This window comes from Thermogemmata fonticola (assembly GCF_013694095.1).
Taxonomy (GTDB): domain Bacteria; phylum Planctomycetota; class Planctomycetia; order Gemmatales; family Gemmataceae; genus Thermogemmata; species Thermogemmata fonticola.
The window spans coordinates 1-20,084 of sequence record NZ_JACEFB010000003.1 but is presented as its reverse complement, the minus strand read 5'-3'; the positions used below and the strand labels follow the sequence as shown (position 1 = coordinate 20,084).

At 59.0% G+C, this 20,084-nt stretch carries 16 protein-coding genes; 13 read left to right on the top strand and 3 right to left on the bottom strand.

The features are described from left to right. Nucleotides 1–91 precede the first annotated feature (91 nt). Together glpK and H0921_RS06165 are read left to right on the top strand one after the other, a co-directional pair. Nucleotides 92–1,612, top strand: coding sequence for a glycerol kinase GlpK (glpK, locus tag H0921_RS06170; RefSeq protein WP_194537189.1), 1,521 nt, complete (start codon nt 92–94; stop codon nt 1,610–1,612). Between the two features lie 300 nt (nt 1,613–1,912). Next, complete coding sequence (locus H0921_RS06165; RefSeq protein WP_194537188.1) at nt 1,913–2,797, top strand: DUF58 domain-containing protein; 885 nt, start codon at nt 1,913–1,915, stop codon at nt 2,795–2,797. Nucleotides 2,798–3,582: 785 nt separating this feature from the next. On the opposite strand, the gene H0921_RS06160 is transcribed toward H0921_RS06165, so the two are convergent. Further along, on the bottom strand, nt 3,583–4,635 hold the full coding sequence (locus H0921_RS06160) for a C40 family peptidase (protein WP_194537187.1): 1,053 nt from the start codon (nt 4,633–4,635) through the stop codon (nt 3,583–3,585). 315 nt (nt 4,636–4,950) lie between these two features. On the opposite strand from H0921_RS06160, the gene H0921_RS06155 reads away from it, so the two are divergent. Together H0921_RS06155 and H0921_RS06150 are read left to right on the top strand one after the other, a co-directional pair. After that, complete coding sequence (locus H0921_RS06155; protein WP_194537186.1) at nt 4,951–5,739, top strand: SDR family NAD(P)-dependent oxidoreductase; 789 nt, start codon at nt 4,951–4,953, stop codon at nt 5,737–5,739. Nucleotides 5,740–5,969: 230 nt separating this feature from the next. Then, on the top strand, nt 5,970–6,713 hold the full coding sequence (locus H0921_RS06150; protein WP_194537185.1) for a YebC/PmpR family DNA-binding transcriptional regulator: 744 nt from the start codon (nt 5,970–5,972) through the stop codon (nt 6,711–6,713). 111 nt (nt 6,714–6,824) lie between these two features. Here the strand turns inward: H0921_RS06150 and H0921_RS06145 are convergent, their stop codons facing one another. Next, on the bottom strand, nt 6,825–8,429 hold the full coding sequence (locus H0921_RS06145; RefSeq protein WP_194537184.1) for an alkaline phosphatase D family protein: 1,605 nt from the start codon (nt 8,427–8,429) through the stop codon (nt 6,825–6,827). A 747-nt stretch (nt 8,430–9,176) separates the two neighbouring features. Between H0921_RS06145 and H0921_RS06140 the strand changes: the two genes are divergently transcribed. Next, the gene (locus H0921_RS06140; RefSeq protein WP_194537183.1) at nt 9,177–9,602 is read left to right on the top strand and encodes a holo-ACP synthase; all 426 of its coding nucleotides are present in this window, start codon (nt 9,177–9,179) and stop codon (nt 9,600–9,602) included. A 78-nt stretch (nt 9,603–9,680) separates the two neighbouring features. Here H0921_RS06140 and H0921_RS06135 read toward each other — a convergent pair whose 3' ends face one another. Beyond that, nucleotides 9,681–9,893 carry a hypothetical protein gene (locus tag H0921_RS06135; RefSeq protein ID WP_194537435.1) on the bottom strand — a complete coding sequence of 71 codons (213 nt, stop codon included), beginning with the start codon at nt 9,891–9,893 and terminating at the stop codon, nt 9,681–9,683. 208 nt (nt 9,894–10,101) lie between these two features. Here H0921_RS06135 and H0921_RS06130 point away from each other — a divergent pair, with 208 nt between their 5' ends. From H0921_RS06130 to H0921_RS06095, 8 genes are all read left to right on the top strand, one after another. Continuing rightward, nucleotides 10,102–11,109, top strand: a complete 1,008-nt coding sequence (locus tag H0921_RS06130) for a UDP-glucuronic acid decarboxylase family protein (protein WP_194537182.1) — start codon at nt 10,102–10,104, stop codon at nt 11,107–11,109. A 267-nt stretch (nt 11,110–11,376) separates the two neighbouring features. Then, nucleotides 11,377–12,294, top strand: a complete 918-nt coding sequence (locus H0921_RS06125; protein ID WP_228499109.1) for a DUF1559 domain-containing protein — start codon at nt 11,377–11,379, stop codon at nt 12,292–12,294. A 386-nt stretch (nt 12,295–12,680) separates the two neighbouring features. Beyond that, complete coding sequence (locus H0921_RS06120; protein WP_194537180.1) at nt 12,681–13,517, top strand: MotA/TolQ/ExbB proton channel family protein; 837 nt, start codon at nt 12,681–12,683, stop codon at nt 13,515–13,517. Nucleotides 13,518–13,567: 50 nt separating this feature from the next. Then, the gene (locus tag H0921_RS06115; protein WP_194537179.1) at nt 13,568–14,041 is read left to right on the top strand and encodes an ExbD/TolR family protein; all 474 of its coding nucleotides are present in this window, start codon (nt 13,568–13,570) and stop codon (nt 14,039–14,041) included. Between the two features lie 53 nt (nt 14,042–14,094). Next, entirely contained in the window at nt 14,095–14,583 is a 489-nt protein-coding gene (locus H0921_RS06110) for an ExbD/TolR family protein (protein WP_194537178.1), read from the top strand. A gap of 214 nt (nt 14,584–14,797) precedes the next feature. Next, nucleotides 14,798–16,258 carry a hypothetical protein gene (locus H0921_RS06105; RefSeq protein WP_194537177.1) on the top strand — a complete coding sequence of 487 codons (1,461 nt, stop codon included), beginning with the start codon at nt 14,798–14,800 and terminating at the stop codon, nt 16,256–16,258. Nucleotides 16,259–16,559: 301 nt separating this feature from the next. Then, nucleotides 16,560–18,203: a prenyltransferase/squalene oxidase repeat-containing protein gene (locus H0921_RS06100; RefSeq protein ID WP_194537176.1), complete on the top strand. Its 1,644-nt coding sequence runs from the start codon at nt 16,560–16,562 to the stop codon at nt 18,201–18,203. 360 nt (nt 18,204–18,563) lie between these two features. Further along, nucleotides 18,564–20,084: S8 family peptidase (locus tag H0921_RS06095; RefSeq protein ID WP_228499107.1), on the top strand; the 1,521-nt coding region annotated here is incomplete at its 3' end.

Here is a 20,084-nt window from a genome sequence, read left to right as displayed (position 1 = left end):
ATGAGTGTCAGAGTATGTGACGGCAAGTGCCATGAGGTATGAGTGTCAGAGTGTGTGAGGGCAAGTGCTGTCGTCTGCCGGAGGGTCTTGCATGGTCAGCCGAGGCATCCTGGCGATCGATCAAGGAACGACAAGTACTCGCAGCGTGGTGTACGACGCGGAGACCCTGCTGCCTCTAGCGGCGTCGCAGAAGGAGATCCGGCAGTATTTCCCTCAAGACGGTTGGGTGGAACACGATCCTGAGGAGATATGGCGGACCGTTGCCGAAACCGTGCAGGAGGCGGTCCGGCAGGCCGGGGTGGAGCCGCAAAAACTCGTTGGCATCGGTATCACCAATCAGCGGGAAACGGTGGTGGTATGGGAGCGGGCTACAGGTCGGGTGGTCCACCGAGCCATCGTTTGGCAGGACCGGCGGACGACCGGCTATTGCCAGCAGCATGCCAGTGCCCAGCCCTTCATCACGGCCAAGACCGGTTTGTTTCTCGATCCATACTTTTCCGCGACGAAGATCCGCTGGTTGCTCGACCACGTGGACTATGTCCGCTCAGCGGCGGAATCGAGCCAATTGGCCGCCGGGACGATCGACACCTTTCTATTATGGCGCCTGACGGGAGGTCAGGTTCATGGTACGGATGTGACCAATGCCGCCCGGACCTTGCTTTTCGACATCCATGCTTTGCAGTGGGATCACGATTTGTTGCGCTTCTTCGGGATACCGGCGGCCTTGCTGCCGCAGGTGCAGCCCAGTGTGTCGGATTTTGGGGTTACCCGTGGCCTGGATTTTCTGCCGGATGGGATTCCCATTCGCGGCATTGCCGGGGACCAGCAGGCGGCTTTGTACGGGCAGGGGTGTTTCACAGCCGGGGAGAGCAAATGCACGTATGGTACCGGGGCCTTTTACCTGCTCCACACGGGCCAGAAGGCCGTCACATCCCATCACAAACTGTTGACGACGGTGGCGGCGATGTGTGACGCCACACCGAAGTATGCGCTGGAAGGGGCCGTATTCATCGCGGGCGCCGCCGTCCAATGGTTACGGGATGGCCTGCGCCTCTTCAGCAAGGCCGCGGAGATCGAACAGTTGGCAGCGGCGTCGCGGGAAGAGGAACCGGTGATTTGCGTGCCGGGCTTCGTCGGCTTGGGAGCACCGCATTGGGAACCAGCAGCCCGCGGAGCCATCTTGGGCCTGACTCGTGCGACGACGGCGGCGGACCTGGCCCGTGCTGTCTTGGAAGGGGTGGCGCTCCAAGTGGTCGATCTGGTGGAAGCCGCTGTGAAGGATTGGAGTGGCACGCCGCAGGCCGCCTTGGCTCCCCTGAGTGTGGATGGCGGAATGGCAAGGAACACCTGGTTTTTGCAGCGCCAAGCGGATTTGCTCGGCCGGCCCGTCGTGCAGGCGGCTCAGATCGAAGCAACGGCCCACGGAGCGGCCTTTCTCGCGGCGGTCGGTGCGGGTTTGACTGATGAAACCGCATTGCGGCAGCACCTCCACGTCACGGCCCGCTTCGAGCCAAAATGGACCCCGCAGCAGCGGCGACACAAGCGGCACGTCTGGCGGCGAGCGGTGGATGCCGTCCTCACCTTTGCCCGCTCCGCAGGAGACGAGTCTTGATTCCCATGAAGTTGGCCATCAGGTGGGCCTGCACAAGCTTCCTCTGGAGTCAAGCCGAAGCGGTTCCAGCAGTACAATGCAACATAGGAAGAGAAAAGGCTGCTGGCGGAAGAATGAGGCATTACGCTAACTGCGCTTCGATGAAGTTCCGGGAAGGGATGATGCACGGGAGGATGTGGACCCTGCATTGAGGTCCAAACGGGTTGGGCCATAGGGCTGAGGTCGGGTCGGACGTGCGGCCTGGTACCAGAGGATGGTCCGGTCAGGCACTGGAGAGAGGAGATAAGCAGGGGGGGTGAGGTGCTGAGTGCGGAATTGCTGCGACAGGTGCGACGGCTGCATCTTTACGCCCGCCGATTGGCTCAGGGCCAGTTGGGAGGGGCGTATCATACAGCCTTCAAAGGAGCTGGCTTGATCTTCGAGGAAGTCCGTGAATATCAACCGGGTGATGATGTACGGGCGATCGACTGGAATGTGACCGCTCGGATGGGCCGGCCCTACATCAAGCGCTTCACGGAAGAGCGGGAGACGACCGTGCTGTTGGTCGTCGATGTCTCCGCGAGTCTGGGATTTGGCAGTACGGGACGGACCAAGCGGCAGGCTGCGGCGGAAGTGGCGGCACTGCTGGCTTTGTGTGCGGCGGTGAACAATGATCGGGTCGGGGCCGTGTTGGGGACGACGGAGGTCGAGCGTTTTGTGACTCCCTCGAAAGGCCCGCGGCACTTGCAACGACTCTTGCGGGATGTGTTGGCTTACGAACCGCTCCAGAAAGGCACGAACCTTGCCGTTTTGCTTCAATTTGTGCTCCGGACCCAACGGCGCCGCGCCATCGTGATCTTGATGAGCGACTTCCTCACCGAAGACTACGAACATGCATTCCTCCAGGTCGCGCGACGGCATGATCTGATTGCTATCTGCCTCGCGGACCCTTACGAGTTGGAGTGCCCTCAGTGGGGGCTGGTGCAATTGGAGGATAGCGAGGGCGGGGAGCAGCTGCTGGTGGATACGGCTGACGCTGATGTTCGCCGGTCCTTTGCAGCCCAGGTGACCCAGCATCGGGAAGTGCTGCGACGCCTCGCCGCTCAGGCGGGAGTTGATGTCCTGACCCTCAGTCCGGCGGATCGCTATGTGCAGAGCTTGGTTCGCTATCTCGAACAACGACGCCGCCGAGGACGTTCCCAATGACTGGAACAGCTAGGCGCCATCCGGCTTGGTGGCTACCACTCAGCGTCGTCGGGTTGCTGCTTGGTTTCTTGGGCAAGACCTGCGGCCAGGATGGTGTGGCGATTACTCTTCATCCGCCGCGGGCCAGCTTGTTTCTATCGGATCGCATCGAAGTCGAGTTAGCGGTCGAAGGACCGGCACCTTTGCGTGTGCAAACACCGCCGCAGTGGTTGACACCGGCTAGTCAGCGCGATTGGGGAATCACTCCTCTGGGTCCATCTCGGCAGGAAGAGAGCGCGGCGGGACGGGAACGGTGGCTCCAGCGCTTCCGTTTGGAGCCGTATGTGGCCGGGGCTGGCCAGATGGTGGCGTTTGCGGCATTGCGGGTGAATGAGCAGGAGTACGATGGACCGGTTTTCGAGGCGGACGTGCGGACCCATGTCCAGGCGGGAAAAAGTCCGATTCGCCCTATCGCGCCAGCACCGGAGGAAATCGAAGCCGAGCCAGCAGTGGAAGAAAGCAGTGCTCGCTTGGGCTGGCTGGGTGTGTTTTGGACATGGCTGGCTCTGCTGGGGGCAGCAGTGGTACTCTGGCAGTGCCAGCGACGACCGGAAACGCCCACACCCCGGCAATGGGCCTTGAAGCAGTGGGAAAAATGGGAAGCGAAACTGCAATCTCTGAGGGACGGCGGCTTAACGGCGGATTGCGATCAACGGATGCTGGCAGATGAGATGGCCGGGATCGTGCGGGAATACCTGGAACGGCGCTGGGGGTGGCCTGCACGCTGCTGGACGACGGCAGAGGTGCTAGCGGCGGCGGCCCAAGCGGGGTGGCCGATCGAACACACCGACATGCTTCAGCGGTTGCTCGACGTATGTGATCGCCTGCGTTTTACGACCCACCAGGAGAACGCAACCCTGGACCGGCACTGGTTCGCTGCTGCCCGCGCATGGTTGGATGCCGTCGACCCGCCCGGAGAGAGTCCTGGAACCCCCGCTGGACTCCAAAGCATTCGCTGATTCCGTAGCATTTCCCAAGGGTTTAGTGTCGCTGCTTGGTAAGATGCCAGAAGCGATCAAGGCAGCACGGGTCCTGCCTTTCAAAGCCCACCCCAAGACCGGCGTCCAAAGGGCGGGAGGTTCCCAGTCTTCGCCGAGCGGAGGATGGCGATCCAGATAGCGGTTCCACGAACGATCGTAGAACAGGTCCTGAGGATAAGTGGCCGAGGGGCGGGCGGTGCGGGGATCGCGCAGGCCGGCGTAGACCAGAGCTTCGACGACAGCCTCAGCACACTGGTATCGCCGCCCAGGACCGCGGGGACGGCCCATGACGAACGTCCGCAACGGCCCGCGGGTGCGCAACGGAGTGACTTGCAGGGCGACACGCACCGAAGCATACGGCTTGTCGGCAGCGGCGAGGGCGAATTCCATCAAGCGGTATTGTTGCTGGGGGGTGAGCGGAATGCATCGGCGCCGGACCCAGATCATCCCAGGATATTCCCGCAATCGCTCCGCCAGAGGGGTGATGCGCGTCCAAAGTGTCTCATTGTAACCGGCCTCCAGTACACCCAGACGGCCATCGGGTAAGGGTACGACCAACCCCGCGTGGCCCGGCGCTCCGGTGAAAGCCAAGCGATACATCAAAGTCCAGAAACAATCCGTGTCGCTCATCAGGAGAACATCTCCCGCTTGCGGTGTGTAGCGGCTCGCGGGATAGCGTAATTCTGCATGCAGGCTGAACGCCGGAGCATACAGGAAGCCGTAAGGGGCGTCCGCCATCGTGCCATGAGAATTGCCATTCGCAGGCGCAATGACATGTCCTACCGTTATCACGGTAGCCCACCATACATTCGTTAGCATTTTTGCACTCGGTATTGCCTTTAGAACTTCCCCAGAGTTTAGTATGGGCCTTGCTGCGGCGATTGCAATCCCGTGCGACCTCCCATAAGATTGGGGTCGATTTGTAGTTCTTGCGCAATCGTGTTATTTGGTGCAATCGCTACGAACGAAACCATTGAGTGGAGACGGGCACCGGCGCTTTCCAGCGATTCACTCTGCCGCGACATGCGGGGGCGGACGGAGCGGATGAGATCGCTGTCCCAACAATGCGGTAGCATCCGTATGGCAAACCGGTTGTGTCCGCGTTAACAATCCGAGGGGGAAAGGCAGGATTCTGTGGAACTCGGCTTGCAAGATCAGGGTGTGGTGATTGTAGGGGGTGCTAGCGGGATCGGTTGGGCAATGGTGGAGGCTTTTGCCCAGGAACAGGCCCGTGTGGCGGTGATCGACATTGCCCCCGTGCCTGCCCTCTCCGGGTTTGAGGGTCCGGTCGCTGTCCGAGCGGACGTGACGGACTACGCCGCCATTCAGGCCGCCGCAAGGGAGCTTCCGCCACGGTTGGGACGTGTGGATCACGTGATTTACGCGGCGGCCGTGGGGTCGGGCAAGTACGGCTTCCCTTACTGGAATCTGGAACCGGCGGATTGGGAGCGTGTCTGGCGCGTGAATCTCCTCGGTGCGGTTCACGTGGCCCATGCCTTCGGCCCGCTTTTGTCCCAGCAACGGCGTGGAACCATGTTGTTCCTTGCTTCCGTCGCGGGACAGATTGGTTCGCAAACCGATCCGCCTTACAGTGCCTCCAAAGCGGCATTGATCAACTTTGCCCAATGTGCGGCCAAGGACCTGGCACCGTACAACGTGCGGGTGAATACCATCTGTCCGGGGATGGTCCGTACCCCGTTGAACCGCTCGGTCTGGCAAGCCTGGGCCGCTCAACAATCGCCCGAAACCTGGCAAGATTACGAAACCTGGGCGGCGGCGAAAATCGCCCGGCTCATTCCCTTGAATCGGTGGCAGACGCCGGAAGATGTCGCCGCTCTGGCCGTCTTCCTCGCCAGCGACCGAGCCGCCAATATCACCGGACAGACTCTCAATGTGGACGGCGGCTTCGTGATGCATTGGTAACCCCCATCGCAGGCGGATGATCCACATTTCCCCTGACGTTCCGGGAATAATCACCCCCTTCGGCTTGTGTGAGGACACCGACTCATCTCGGCTTATTGACGTCGTTTCGTCCTACTTTACAGCCCCTTTTCGAGGTGGGCAGCCTGCTTCCCCTACGCCGGTCGTTCGTCCGCCTGCTATACTGCCCTATGCAGAGAACAGCCGAGAGGATGAGGTGAGAGGACAGGAATATGGCCGGTCATAGTCATTGGGCCAACATTGCTCGCAAGAAGAGCGTGGTGGACGCTAAGCGTGGCAAGCTCTTCAGCAAGCTCAGCCGCTATATCATCATTGCTGCTCGTGCCGGGGGAGGCGATCCGGAAACCAATCTCAAGCTGCGTTATGCCATCGAAAAAGCCCGCGCCGTTTCCATGCCCAAGGAAAACATCGAGCGGGCCATCAAGCGCGGCACGGGAGAGTTGGAAGACGTTACCTACGATGAAGTCCTCTATGAGGGGTACGGACCGGGCGGTGCGGCGATCCTCATCGAGGCCACGACGGACAACCGCAATCGCACGAGCAGCGAAATCCGCAAACTCTTTGAACGGGCTGGGGGCAGCCTCGGCAACCCCGGCTGCGTCGCCTATATGTTCGACCGTAAAGGCTTCTTTGCTATCGACGCCCACAAATACCCGGATGAAGACCAGCTCCTGGCCATTGCCTTGGAGGCCGGCGCGGACGATTTGCATCGCGAAGGAGACACCTTCGAGATCACCTGCGATCCCTCGCGGTTTTCCGCCGTCCTGGAAGCTCTCCGAGCTGCTCAGGTCGAAACGATGGAGGCAGAAGTCAAATACCTGCCCAAGATGCAAAAAGAGCTAGACCTGGAGACCGGCAAACGCCTCGTTAAGTTCCTTCAGGCTCTCGAAGATCACGATGACGTGCAAAATGTTTACACCGATGCCTCGATCACTCCGGAAATGACGGAGGAATGAGAGGCGATCTCATTCCTCCTACTGGAGTGGCACCGGCGATTCTCACGTGTCACGCCCAAAGACTGCGGCAGTGTACAAGGACATCACAGGTCCTGGTGAGCCGCCGAATCTTTACCCCGCTTTCACGCCGGGCTGGCCGGATTCGACGACGAATTTCCCTTTCACAACCGCCGGAGAGCCGGGCTTGAGGACATCCTCGATCACCACATAATCGCTCTGCCAGGTTTGGGGAGTGACCTCGCAGCGCACGTAACCCCGCTGGGAGTTGAAGAACTTCACGCAGGGATTCTGAGCCTTGAGGGATTCGGTGTACTCCTGCTCCTTAGCCGGCCGGGAGTTCCCGCCGGACGAAATGGACGAGCCGACAAATTCGACAGCCACCACCGGCTGTTCCGGCTTGCGGTCATCGACGCGCAGTTCGTTGCACCAGTGAAGATGAATGTCCCCCGTCAGCACGATCGGGTTAGAAATCCGACGGTCGGCGATCCAACGCAGGAGTTGCATCCGTTCGTAGGCATATCCTGGCCATTGATCCATCGAATATCCCTTACCTTCTGTAATGTCCACATCGACCATCGCCATCATGACTTGTTGGGCCAAGACGTTCCAGGTCGCCTGGGATTGTAACAATTGGGACAGCAGCCACCCACGCTGCTGGCGCCCCAAGAGGGTATTGCGGGGATTGAGAGCATCCACATCCAGGGGAGACAGGCGGTCGCCGTTGGGTTGATCTGTGCGGTATTGCCGGGTGTCCAGGACCTGGAAGGCAGCCAACCGCCCGAAGTGGATCGTGCGGTACAGTTGCATATCTGGGCCGCGAGGGATCGACGTCGGACGCAGGGGCATGTGCTCGTAATAAGCCTGGTAGGCGTTGGTCCGGCGCCAGAGGAACTCCACAGGGTCTGTATTGGGGACTTCGGAAATGTCGTTTGCGTAGTTGTTGTCGAATTCATGATCGTCCCACGTGACCACCCACGGACATCGGGCATGCATCCCATGCAGTAAAGGATCGCTGCGGTATTGAGCGTGCCGAATCCGATAGTCTTCCAGGGTCTGCAAGCGGGTTTTCGCAGGTCCCGCGTGCTTGCGCACCCCTTTGACACTGGCCGGTCCCTCATAGATGTAGTCGCCGAGGTGAAAGACCAGGTCGAGATCATCCTGGGCCATGTGTTCGTAGGCGGTGTATAGGCCTTGTTCGTAATGCTGGCAGGAAGCGAAGGCAAAGCGGAGGCGTTGGGGTAAACTGGAACGCGGAGGAGTGGTGCGTGCCCGGCCCACCGGGCTGGTTGCATCCCCGCTGTGGAAGCGGTAATAATACCAACGATCCGGGGACAAACCGGGGACGACCACATGCACCGCATGGGCTAGTTGGGGTGTGGCCAACGCCGTACCTTGTCGGACGATCTTCTTCATCCCCTCGTCTTCGGCAACTTCCCAACGGACCTCGATTTTTTCCGCGGGCATTCCGCCCTGCGGTTCCAGAGGTCGCGGTGCCAGCCGGGTCCAAATGACGAAACTGCTCTCATCGGGATCGCCACTGGCCACGCCCAAGCTGAAGGGGGCATCCACAAACCGCGGACGGCTTTGCTGCCTGCCCTCGACCTGCCGGGCCACCACGGGTAGTGCAGCCAGTGCCGCACTCCAGCGCAGGAATAACCGCCGGCTCATTCCACCCTCTTGCCGGATGGCAGCGGCCAGTTCAGCCTTGCTCAGCATACGGGAAACCTCCGTGGAAACTGCGCCATGCCTGAAACTTTACGGGCAAACCTAGTCTATTCGGCGCTGTGGAAGAGCAAAAGAAAAAAGAGTCAAATCCCGGCGAAGAACGGAGCGTCCGATCCCGGCGAGTACGTCGAGCAGTCACCGGACAGGCAACAGGAGGAAACCGTTTCAGATTCCCCCAAGCGGAAAAGATATCACCCGGGCGTCCAAACTGCCTCTCCCCACCAGTCGGACAACCCGGGTGATCCGTGGTGAGAAACCCGATTGAGAAGACATCAAACAGCCTCTCCCCTTTCTGTTTGATGCTCTTGGGAGGTTCCTCACCCTAAGCCAGGAAGTTGCAGCAGGCGTGCCAAAGCCACGCCCCCTTGTGACTAGTTGCACAATCCGTACACAACCTGTTGCTATGACTATGTTTGTAGCTCCGCCTGCGGAGGAACAGTCGGGCCTCTCAGAGAGAATCGCCCCATACCCATGCCTGCGTTGACCGCAGCACTCCGCTACCCTTGCCTTACGTCTACGCACGGTGGCCAACAGAGATGAAGCTTCTCCTCGACGGACCCCACGGGTTACTTCCCTATGGGTATTGTTTACTTCCTTGATCGCGTGAAGCTAATCTAAGAGGGGTAAGGAGACAGGGGGGACTGACCATGATCCGACATTGGACTGAAAGAGGACAGAGAATTACCGGGCAGAGAATGAGCACGGTTGTCGGGGAGGCATCAATGGGGGGAATTTCTCATGGACATTGCGGGGATCGGTACCCAAGTGCTGGAGTGTGTGCGGGTCCGGGAGTTGATCGATCAACATGGGGAATTGTTTCTCCAGCAAGTGTTCACCGATGCGGAGATCGCGTGGTGTAACGGTCAGAAGCATACCACGGAGTATTTCACGGCTCTGTGGGCTATCAAGGAAGCTGCCTTTCGGGCCATCGGTTTGGTGAGCCGGCGGACTTGCCGCTGGAAGGAATTGGCGGTTCAAGGGTCCACCATCGCGGCTTTGCGGCTAGTGGCCCAAGGAGCGACGCGCGAATACATGGAACACCAGGGCATCGCCCATTTACTCGTGACCGCAGCCTACTGCCGGGCCTTTGCCACGGCCACGGTGTTGGCCCTGCGCGGAAGTTCCCCTCCCGCTGCCCTGCACGATACCACCGTGGATTTGTAGCGCTGGCTGATTCGCCGACACCAACTCGCAAACCGCCTGGGTCCACCCTTTGATTCCGAATTAGCCAGGGAGTACTGCCTAAGCTCCCTGTTCGGCGATCTCACGCAGCAAGTTCCGGGCGACTTTGTAAGCTGCGCGCAGCGTCATCGCTCGGCCTTCCAGTTGGTCTACCGTAAACGGCCGCTGGGGGTCCCCCTTGGGCAAGCCCGCGAGTTCGGCAGTCAGCGGCAACAGCTTCATGAACTCGGTAATTCGCGTCTGGCGGATGTCGGCGGTCGGTTGATTCTCCACGGCGCACCCTCCTTTGATTGGCTTCGGACGGATTCGGGGGACGCAGCACCTTCCACGACGGTTTCTCCCATAATCAGCCTAACTCCGCTCTCTGGACTCGTAAAGCCGGAGGGGGCAAAGTGGCCCACCTTCGGCCTCCATCTCTGACTCTGCTAAACCATTCCTCGCGGAGTATAATGTGACTTTATCCTATCTGAGGAGGGACGCTGTGCGGACTCTCATCACGGGTGGAGCGGGCTTTATCGGTTCCCATCTCTGCGAGCGGTTCCTGGAGATGGGCCACGAAGTCATCGCGGTGGACAATTTTCTCACCGGCACACCGGAGAACATCGCCCACCTGCTTGGCCATCCCCGCTTCAAAATCATCGGTCACGACATCTCCTACCCGCTGAAAATCCCAGTCAAGATCGACAACGTCCTGCATTTTGCCAGTCCGGCCAGCCCGTCGGACTATCTGGAGCTGCCCATTCAGACTCTCAAGGTCGGCTCTCTGGGCACGCACAACACCCTCGGGATCGCTAAAGCCCACAACGCTCGCTATCTCCTCGCCAGTACCAGTGAAGTGTATGGCGATCCGCTGGAGCACCCGCAGAAGGAGACCTATTGGGGCAATGTCAATCCGATTGGCGTCCGCGGGGTCTATGACGAAGCCAAACGCTTCGCCGAATCCATGACAATGGCCTATCACCGCGTGCACAATCTCAACACTCACATCGTCCGCATTTTCAATACCTATGGGGAGCGGATGCGCCTCAACGATGGCCGGGCGTTACCCAACTTCATGTGCCAGGCGCTGCGTAATCAGCCGATCACGGTTTACGGCGACGGCTCCCAAACCCGCTCCTTCTGCTATATCTCGGACCTGGTCGAGGGGATTGTCCGCCTTCTCTTCACCGACTTCCATGAACCGGTCAATCTCGGAAACCCGGAAGAAATCTCCATCCTCCAGTTCGCGGAGGAAATCCGTCAGCTCGCTGGTTCCTCCAGCCCCATTGTGTTCCAGCCGCTGCCGCAGGACGACCCGCGTGTTCGCCGACCGGACATCACCCGTGCCCGGCAACTCCTCGGCTGGCAACCCTGCGTTCCCCGACAGGAAGGCCTCAAACGTACCCTGGAGTACTTCAAGCGAAAACTGGCCCTTATGGACCAATCCCAGCAGTCCTCCCTCTCCTCCACTTCTCCTTCCAACGTCTCCTCTCTCTCTGCGATGTCGTAGGGCTAATCCTTACTTTCACTCTGCCTACCCTTCTGACGGGGAGGACCCTCGAGACCGTCGGAATTGCGATTGTGCGATGATGTTCAGCATAGCGTGTCCTGTCAAATCGAAGTCCGAAGAGTACCCGGTCATCCCAGTCGGATGAGATGAGATGGGGAATTGCCAGTATGTGGACTGGGGAGTTTGTCTCGTTTGTTGACAAGTGAATACAACTGCGGGTATCTTATATCTCGGTCACCCATTTCTCTCTCGCACAAGGAGCAAGTCATGTCTGCGCTGGCATGTCGTCGACGGTGTAGGGGGATGACCTTGTTGGAGTTGTTGGTGGTTATCGCCATCATCTCCATCCTGATGGGGCTATTGTTATCGGCGGTTCAGAGGGTGCGTGGGGCGGCGGCGCGCTTGGATTGCCAAAATCGCCTGCGGCAGTTGGCCCTGGCGCTGCACAATTACCATGACACGAATCATAGCTTGCCGCCGGGGCATCGCTCGGCGACGCATCCGGACCGCCTGCCGTATTCCGGTTGGCCGCTGTCGATTCTACCGTACCTGGAGCAGCAGTCGCTCTACACTCAGGCCCAGTGGGAATATCAGTTGCAACCGTTGCCCTTCCGCCCGATTCCTCATCAGGGCTTATCGACGCCGTTGGTCATATTTGCGTGCCCGTCAGATGGCCGGACGCCGGGACCGCAAATCTCTTTGCGGACTCAGACCAATGCGGCCTTGCTGTCCTACATGGGAGTGTCGGGGTACGACTCGATCAGCCAGCGCACCGGGGTGTTGTATCAGGGGTCAAAGGTGCGTTTGGGGGACATCACCGATGGGAGCAGTAACACCCTGATGCTAGGGGAGCGGCCGCCGAGCCATGATTTCCAATACGGGTGGTGGTACGCCGGTGCTGGGCAGCAACTGACGGGATCGGCGGATATGATTCTAGGGGTGCGGGAACCGAACTTGCAGATCATTACGGCTGGTTCGCCGTGCGGTCCGGGCCGCTATCCCTATCGACCCGCGCGGGGATTCGACGATCCCTGCGGGATGTTTCACTTCTGGTCGCCGCATACGGGGGGTGCCAACTTTGCTTTCGCCGATGGGCGGGTGCAGTTCGTCTCCTACGGGGCCAATGAGGTTATGCCAGCGTTGGCGAGCCGGGCGGGAGGTGAAGCGGTGCAGGTGCCGGAATAAAGTTTCCTTTCCTGCCGGCATCCTTGCGCTGGGGATGGATCGTCCTTCTCTGGGCATTGCCTCTGAGACCTGGCGGGGCATTGGTGGCGGAAGGGGTAATCCGTGGGCCGCATTTGCGCACAGAACAGAGCGCGGAGAAGAGGAGCGATCATTTTTTCGGCATTTCCTCTTGACGATGGGGAACATAAGCTATCGTAATAAAAATCAAGCGAATGTTCCGGGAAGCGTCGTTGTAACCCGTCCGACTACGGCGCCCGATTTTTGGGAACAAACGGAGAAGATTCAACGTCCAAACGAAAACCTCATCTCGAGGTGCACTCTGGATGTTGGAACTCGGTATCGGCTCGCATTGCATCATCGTTTCGCCTGGTGTGGGAAAGCAACGTATGAACCGATCGGCTTACCAGAGTTGGGCGCGGGGATTGTTTCGGTTTTGTCTAGTGCTTTGGGTCCTGGCTGTGTTTGCAGGCGTGGCCCAAGCTCAGGAAAGTGCAGCAGCCGAAGGGCCGCAAGAGTCCTTGGCCCTGTTCATGATCAAGGCGGTGGGACCGGTATTCGGCCCTCTCCTGCTGGCAGTGTCGGTGGCGTTGGTGGCCCTTTGCGTTCTACTGGCGCTGGATTTGCGCATGAGCGGAGCGATTCCTCCAGGATTCGTGGAGGAGTTCACGGGAATTGTCAATCAGCGGAAGTTCAAGGAAGCCTTTGACTTGGCGCGAAGCGATCCTTCCTTTTTGGGCCAAGTGCTGACCGCAGGGATGGGTCGCTTGCAGTACGGCCTGGAAGATGCGCGAGAAGCGGCGATGAACGCCCTGGAAAGCATCAAGGCGGATAAGGACCAGAAAAACAACTACACCGCGGTGATCGGGACATTAGGGCCGATGTTTGGACTGGTGGGTACGGTGTACGGCATGATCAAGTCCTTCTCGGTTCTAGCAACGGCGACGCAGATCAATCCCGCCAAGCTGGCCGATGGTATCGCGCACGCCCTCGTGGTGACGCTCTTCGGCATTGCGATCTCGGTGCCCGCCATTTTCTTCAACGCCTACTTCCGCAACCGCATCACGCGGCTATGCATGGATGTGGGGCATATCGCTGATGATCTTTTGACCCAAATGTATCACAACTCGAAGAAACCGGCGGTGGCCGCCGCGGCAGCCGCCAACGTGCCGCCCTCCGCCCAGGGTGTGGGTACTGCTGCTCCTCCACCGGCGCCCCCGCGCTGATGCTTCCCCGAAACGGAGGGGTGTATTGACCAGAGCGAGGGGGAGCAGCCATGAGTCACGGCAACATTGATCGCGGGGAGCCGAATTTCACGCCGCTCCTGGACCTGGTTCTACAGTTGATCATGTTTTTCATGCTCTCGGCTAACTTTGTCATGGAGCAGACGGCGGTGGAAATCCGCCTGCCGGAGTCGATTGCGGCCAAAGCGGTGGAAAAGACCGCCCAGTCGATCTTCTTCCTCAACATCAACAAGGAAGGCCGGGTGATTCTCACGCCGGATCAGTGGGAAGGGGACATCCATACCCTGGACAATGCTATTCAAGTGGAGAATTATCTGCGCCGCCGCGCGAATGAGGAACGACGCCGGACCAAAAAAGACCCGAGCACGCCACTGGAGACAGTATTGATCCTGCGGGTAGATCGGGAGACGGAGTTCCGCAAGACATTTGAGATCATGAACGCTTGCCGCCGGGTTGGATACGAACGAGTCCAACTGCGGGCAATCCTCCACGGTACCTTGGACTGAGTGAGTGTGGAAGGATATGGGCGGCAGCGAGTTCCGTTTGTTGAGGGGCGCCCATGGGTCGTCGGCGAAAAGGTCATACGGAGCACATCGAGCCGGACCTGCCCATCACGCCGATGCTGGACATGTCTTTCCAGCTTTTGGCGTTTTTCATCATGACGTTTAAGCCGTCGCCGACCGAGGGACAGTTGGCGATGCAGCTTCCGCCGCCGGAGCAGGGGGGTGGGGCGGCGATGCCCGATCCCTTCGGGGATAAGCCTGCCAAGTATATCGTGCGGGTCACTGCAAACGCCAGCGGCCAAATTGCCCGTATGAGTCTCAAGGAAGAAGGTTCGGCAAGTCCTCCTACCGACCTGGGTGCGGACCTCAGCCGTTATATGAACGCCCTCAAAGACGCGATGCAACGTCACCAAGAGCGCGGCGCCAAGCTCACCCTGGAATTGGATGGGCGTCTGTTGCATGAATACGTCGTCTCTCTGATGGACCATGCCTTGCGGGCCGGATTTACGGACATCTCCCCCATTCTGGCCTCGGGCGGCACCTGATCTGTCTTGTTTTCCAGTTTCCCGATCACTCTTGCTCAGTTCCCACTCGCGGAGCTACGGAAGAGGGGAATGGGAAGGACCGAGGAAAAAACCGGAACTCCGAAAAGAAATCCTCGTCTAACTATTGCAGTGCCATGAGGTCATTTCACGTATGGGAGTAGAAAGGGGCTGTAGGCATGGGATAGGGGCTTTTCCCCGTCGTCTGAGCACGGGGTTGCCTGTGTTTTGCCTGGCCCTGACCGCTGGGGTGTTGGGTCAACTTGGTGCGGCGGATGATCCACCTGATCCCCGCCCCCCCCTGCCACCAACGCTTCCGTCCCAAGGCAAAGATTACCGGGTGCCCAATCCCGATCGGGCCATTTTCCGGGGATTCCAGGATCCGAAAACTTTGAAACGCACCGGAGGTATCGTGGATTTTACTCCCGTGGCCTCCGAGAAGGACAACAGCGACGAATATCACGCCTGGCACGAATTGCTCCTGCACGCCCGGCAATTCACCCCAGAAGAGCTTTTGACCCATGCACGCCGAGATATCGTGCGGGATGAACTGGTGGAAAACAGCCGTGAGACTCTGCGCCTGGAGCTGATCCGCATGGATGGACGCCTGGTGCAGGCCCGCCGGGTAGAACCGACCCCGACCTTACAGCAGGTGGGCATCGCCGCGGTTTATGAAGCGATCCTGGAACCGCTGGATGAGCCGCCTCCCGATCGGGTGTCCGTGGTTTTTACGGAATGTCCGGAAGCCTTGCAGAAATTGACTTCCGCTCCCGTGAACACGTGGCTAGAGTTCGATAACCTTTGGGCCAGTGCAGCGGGTTACTTCTTCAAAGTCAAGCCGGACCCGACCCTGCCGATTTTGATCGGCAAGGGCTTGCAGGTAGGAACTGTTCCGCCGCCTGGCCCAGACCCTCAAGTTCCCCCCGCTCTGGACCGGCAGCTTCGCATTTTCCGCCGCATCGAAAACGATACGTGGGTGGCGCGGGGAGCCGATCGGTGGGAAGAGGCCGCAGCTTACAACCGCGTGCTCCTCCATGCCCGCCGCTGGAGCGCTCAGGAACTGGAAGAGTTCGCCCGCCGCGACCTTCGCTTCGCGGACCTTTACTTCGATGGCCATCGGGAATTGAGCGATGGCCGCCGTGACTTCCGCGGACCGCGCTCCTACCTGCTGGAATTGGTGCGCCTGGAAGGCCGCCTCGTCATGTTACGTTCCTTTGCCGCCACCCGCAAACTTCAGGATGCCGGTGTGGACACTCTCTACGAGGGCTGGCTGATCCCGCAAAACGAACCCCGTGGGAACCCCGTCTGTGTCGTTTTCACGGACTTACCAGAGGGCGTCGAAGCGGGGGGACGGGTCAACTATTGGGTTTCCTTCGCCGGTTATTACTTCAAACTCATGCGTTACGAATCGGCGGAGCGGGATGCCGACGATCCGAGCCGCTTTGTGGTCAAACGTGCTCCCCTCCTTCTGGGGCGCAGCGTGATTTTGCGGCCGGACCCTGAAGCCGCTTCGCCAGTGTCCTGGACCGCGTTTTCCACGGCAGCCACCGCAGCCGTCATCGGCATGGTCCTCATCGCCTTGGGGCTGACCTGGTGGTATCGCCGGGATGACCGCCGCATCCGGGACGAAATCGCCCAACAGCAGCGCAATCCGTTCGATACACCGGGACGATTTTGAGGGTGGATTACGCTCCGACGGAGAAAACCCGACAGAGAGTTATCGGCATCAATGACTTCGGCCGCCGCAGAGAGGCGATTTAGGGGAATTCAAGTTAGGGAATCCGAGCCGATGCGATGCAGAGTAAAGCTATTGCAGGGAAGATACGGTGGGGGAAGAGTGTGATGTAGAAGGGCATCGACTCACTCTTTTCCCAACCGTTGTGCGATGGATAGAACGTGAGTCGTGAGTTATAGTGGTCCGTAGGGGACCTGAGACCTTCTGACATCGTGGAGTTTGTCATGTCGAAAGGAGGACAGCGATGAGCAAGTCTCCCCAGCCGGTGCCGGCGAATCTCCCATCTCCGCCAGTTCCAGCCGCGAAAGGGGGAGCTGTCATCCGCCGGGTGGAAGCAGCGCAGGAAACGGCCCAAGAGCGGCTGTTGCGCAAGCATCTGCCCGCTTGGGTCATCAGTGGGGCGGTCCATGTCGCCCTGGTGGCCCTCCTATTGCTCTTTGCGGGGCAGCCGACCCAAACCAACGCTTCGGAAAAGGTGATTGCGACCTCCGTGGAAAAAGAGGAAACGGAGCCGCAGGACAACCTCACGAATGAAGACATCGGCCTCGATGCCAATTTGGAGTCTGCCCTGCCGGATAAAGAGCGGGTTGATGAGCGAACCGTCGATGAAGTGGTCACGACGGATCCCTTGGGCAAGCCGGATGTGCCGGACCCGGACCTGGACCGTAATGCCTTCGACCTCGTGGGTATTCCCTCGCTGGAGGCGAACACTCCCGGTTTAGCCGGTCTGGAAGGCAATGCTATCAGCGGTGGCGGAAACTATGGCAATATGATGAGTTCCTTCGCCGGGCGCAGTGGTGCCACGAAGAGCCAAATGCTGCGGGAAGGCGGCGGGAATGAGCGGAGCGAAGCAGCCGTGGCTCGCGGCTTGGCTTGGCTGGCGAAACAGCAGCGGACCGATGGCTCTTGGGTCTTTGACGGCGATCACAAGGAGGAAATCGTTGCCGCCACCGGACTGGCATTGGCTGCTTTTCTGGGAGCTGGCGAGACCCACAAACATGCCAAAAAATACCGGGCGAACGTGGAGCGGGGGCTGCAATACCTCATGCGGAATTGTCCGGTCAGCGGCCCGAATGCCGGCAAATTCATCGGGGCACGCACCATGTATGCCCAAGCCATCGGCGCCTTGGCCCTCTGCGAAGCCTACGGTATGACCAAGGATCCGGCTCTCAAACCTCATGCTCAAGCCGCGATCAACTTCATCATCCGTGCACAAGCTGCCGATGGGAGCTGGGGCTACCAGGCGGGAAGTCCGGGGGATACCTCCATCGTCGGTTGGCAGATTCAGGCCCTACAAGCTGCCCGCTTGAGCAAAGATATTGTAGTTGACCCCAATTGTATCAAGAAAGCGATCAAGTTCCTTGACAAAGTGGGAGCGGGTTCGCGCAAAACCATGTATGGCTACCGAGATGCCGCAGGAGCTGCACCTGGAACTGCCTTGACTGCCGTCGGCCTGCTCTGCCGATACTACGTCGATGGGTGGGGACCGGACAATGCCGCGATGGCTGAAGGCGTCCAGGGGTTGCTGCAACGTACTCCGCCTCGGTTCGGCAGCAAAGTACTGGGGAATATGTACTACTACTATTACGCCACTCAGGTGGTTCACTTCTTCGAAGGCGAGGCCTGGCGGACCTGGAACGAAGGTCCCAAAGACCCGCAGACTGGCAAGCGAACCGGCGGCATGCGGGATTGGCTGATCGATCTGCAAGTCACCAAAGATGGGCCTAATTATGGCAGTTGGGACCCGGATAGCGGTGCGATGGGAAGAACAGGCCGTTTGGGCACCACCGCCATGTGCGTTATGACTCTCGAAGTTTACTATCGCCACATGCCCCTGTACAAGCGTGCTGCCGCCGGTGATGCTCGCTTCCTCGAAGCGGTCAAATAACCGCATCCCACTTCCGCGAATCCAATCGTTCTTCTGATCCGATCCCTTCCCCTCGTTCCGGGAAGGGATTTTTTTTGGATATCTTTCCTTTCCCGACAAGTTTTTCCGCTGGCAACACGGTGACAGGATTTCGGCAAGCCCTGGAACTTTCTCTCGCACACTCAATTTTCCTGGCATTCTTGGCCAATTCGGCCAAACCGACCCATTCGAGATTTGCATCCCAATTTCCCGGCCACTAAAAGGTATCACAGAAGCGGCGGTGGTGAGGTTGTTCCCGTCCGCCTTCAGCCCGTCCGACTGGCTTCGACTCGCCCGCATTCCTTCGAACTGAACCTTCCCGTCCGCAGAGAGGGACTCGCCATGCGGAACTACTTGCGTCGTGCCTTGAAAAAAGCTGTCCGGACTTCCTCACGGCTTCTGTCGCGCCAACCTCGGTTGAGCGCTCTCAAACTGGAACAACTGGAAGATCGCCTGACGCCGAGCAGCGTCTTTCCCTTTTCCCAACCGCCGGTCCTGGACTTGCTCCCCGCTTACGCTTCCGACCGCATCAATGTGGTGATGCGATCTCCTGTGGGTTCCACGGCCGCCGCTCAGGTGCTGGCGTCTTCTCCCTACGCTCAAACGGTAGAGTATCTTGGCTTAGGCATCTATTCCGTCCATCTCAAAGCCGGAGTTTCTCCTCTTACTGCCGTCGCTTACTATTCCACGCGTCCTTATGCTGTGACAGCCTCGGTGGACAACTACGTCTCCATTCAACGCGATCCCAATGATCCCCAATATTCCTCACAATGGGATATGACGAAAATCGGCGCCCCTATAGCTTGGGATGTCACCACAGGCATGCCAAAATTCGTAGTGGGTGTCGTTGATACAGGTATTGACTACAATCATCAAGATTTATTCATGAACATCTGGATCAACAATGCTGAGATACCGACCTCCATTCGCAACACTTTGACTGATGCCGATGGTGATGGCGTCATCACCTTCCGCGACCTGAATCATTCCAGTAACTCTGGCAAAGTGACGGACAACAACGGCAATGGCGTGATCGATCCGGCGGATATTTTCCGCTCCACTTCGCAAGGCGGCTGGTTGGATGGTGTGGATCAGGACAGCAACGGCTACGTGGATGACCTCTTCGGCTGGGACTTCGCCAACAACGATAATGACCCGATGGATGATAACAATCACGGAACCCACGTGGCGGGGACCATCGGCGCCGTGGGGAACAATGGCGTAGGTGTCACTGGAATCAACTGGTCGCTCAGCCTGATGGCTCTCAAATTCCTCGATTCGAGTGGGAATGGCCTGGTGAGCCGCGCCGTCATGGCCATCGATTACGCCACCACTAAAGGCGTCAAGCTGACCAATCACAGTTGGGGAGGAGCCAACTATAGCGCCTCTTTAGCCGCGGCTATCAGCCGGGCGCGGGATGCCGGACATATCATCGTCGCCGCCGCGGGGAATAGCGGACAAAACCTGGATTCCTCACCGCAATATCCGGCGAGCTACTCAACAAGTTATAACAACGTTATCACTGTGGCCTCTGTGAATAGCTCAGACCAATTAGCTAGCTCATCAAACTATGGAGCCAATACCGTCACATTAGCTGCCCCCGGAGTCTCCATTCTCAGTACTGTACGCAATAATGGCTACTCATATTTCAGCGGTACATCGATGGCTGCGCCGCACGTCACAGGTGCCATTGCCCTCTATTGGGCCAGCAATCCCACACTTAGCTACACGCAAGTGATTGATAAACTCAAGGCCTCTGTGGACCCCATTTCAGGACTATCGGGCAAAGTCTTGACAGGCGGCCGCCTCAATGTAGGGAAAATGTTCGATTCCACGACTCCTTCCGGTCCGAAGGTAGTGGAC

Coding starts and splice junctions, on each gene's coding strand:
- H0921_RS06115 (WP_194537179.1), top strand. CDS start 13,568: ATGAGTCACGGCAACATTGATCGCGGGGAGCCGAATTTCACGCCGCTC.
- H0921_RS06110 (WP_194537178.1), top strand. CDS start 14,095: ATGGGTCGTCGGCGAAAAGGTCATACGGAGCACATCGAGCCGGACCTG.
- H0921_RS06145 (WP_194537184.1), bottom strand. CDS start 8,429: ATGCTGAGCAAGGCTGAACTGGCCGCTGCCATCCGGCAAGAGGGTGGA.
- H0921_RS06125 (WP_228499109.1), top strand. CDS start 11,377: ATGTCTGCGCTGGCATGTCGTCGACGGTGTAGGGGGATGACCTTGTTG.
- H0921_RS06150 (WP_194537185.1), top strand. CDS start 5,970: ATGGCCGGTCATAGTCATTGGGCCAACATTGCTCGCAAGAAGAGCGTG.
- H0921_RS06100 (WP_194537176.1), top strand. CDS start 16,560: ATGAGCAAGTCTCCCCAGCCGGTGCCGGCGAATCTCCCATCTCCGCCA.
- H0921_RS06160 (WP_194537187.1), bottom strand. CDS start 4,635: ATGCTAACGAATGTATGGTGGGCTACCGTGATAACGGTAGGACATGTC.
- H0921_RS06140 (WP_194537183.1), top strand. CDS start 9,177: ATGGACATTGCGGGGATCGGTACCCAAGTGCTGGAGTGTGTGCGGGTC.
- glpK (WP_194537189.1), top strand. CDS start 92: ATGGTCAGCCGAGGCATCCTGGCGATCGATCAAGGAACGACAAGTACT.
- H0921_RS06120 (WP_194537180.1), top strand. CDS start 12,681: ATGAACCGATCGGCTTACCAGAGTTGGGCGCGGGGATTGTTTCGGTTT.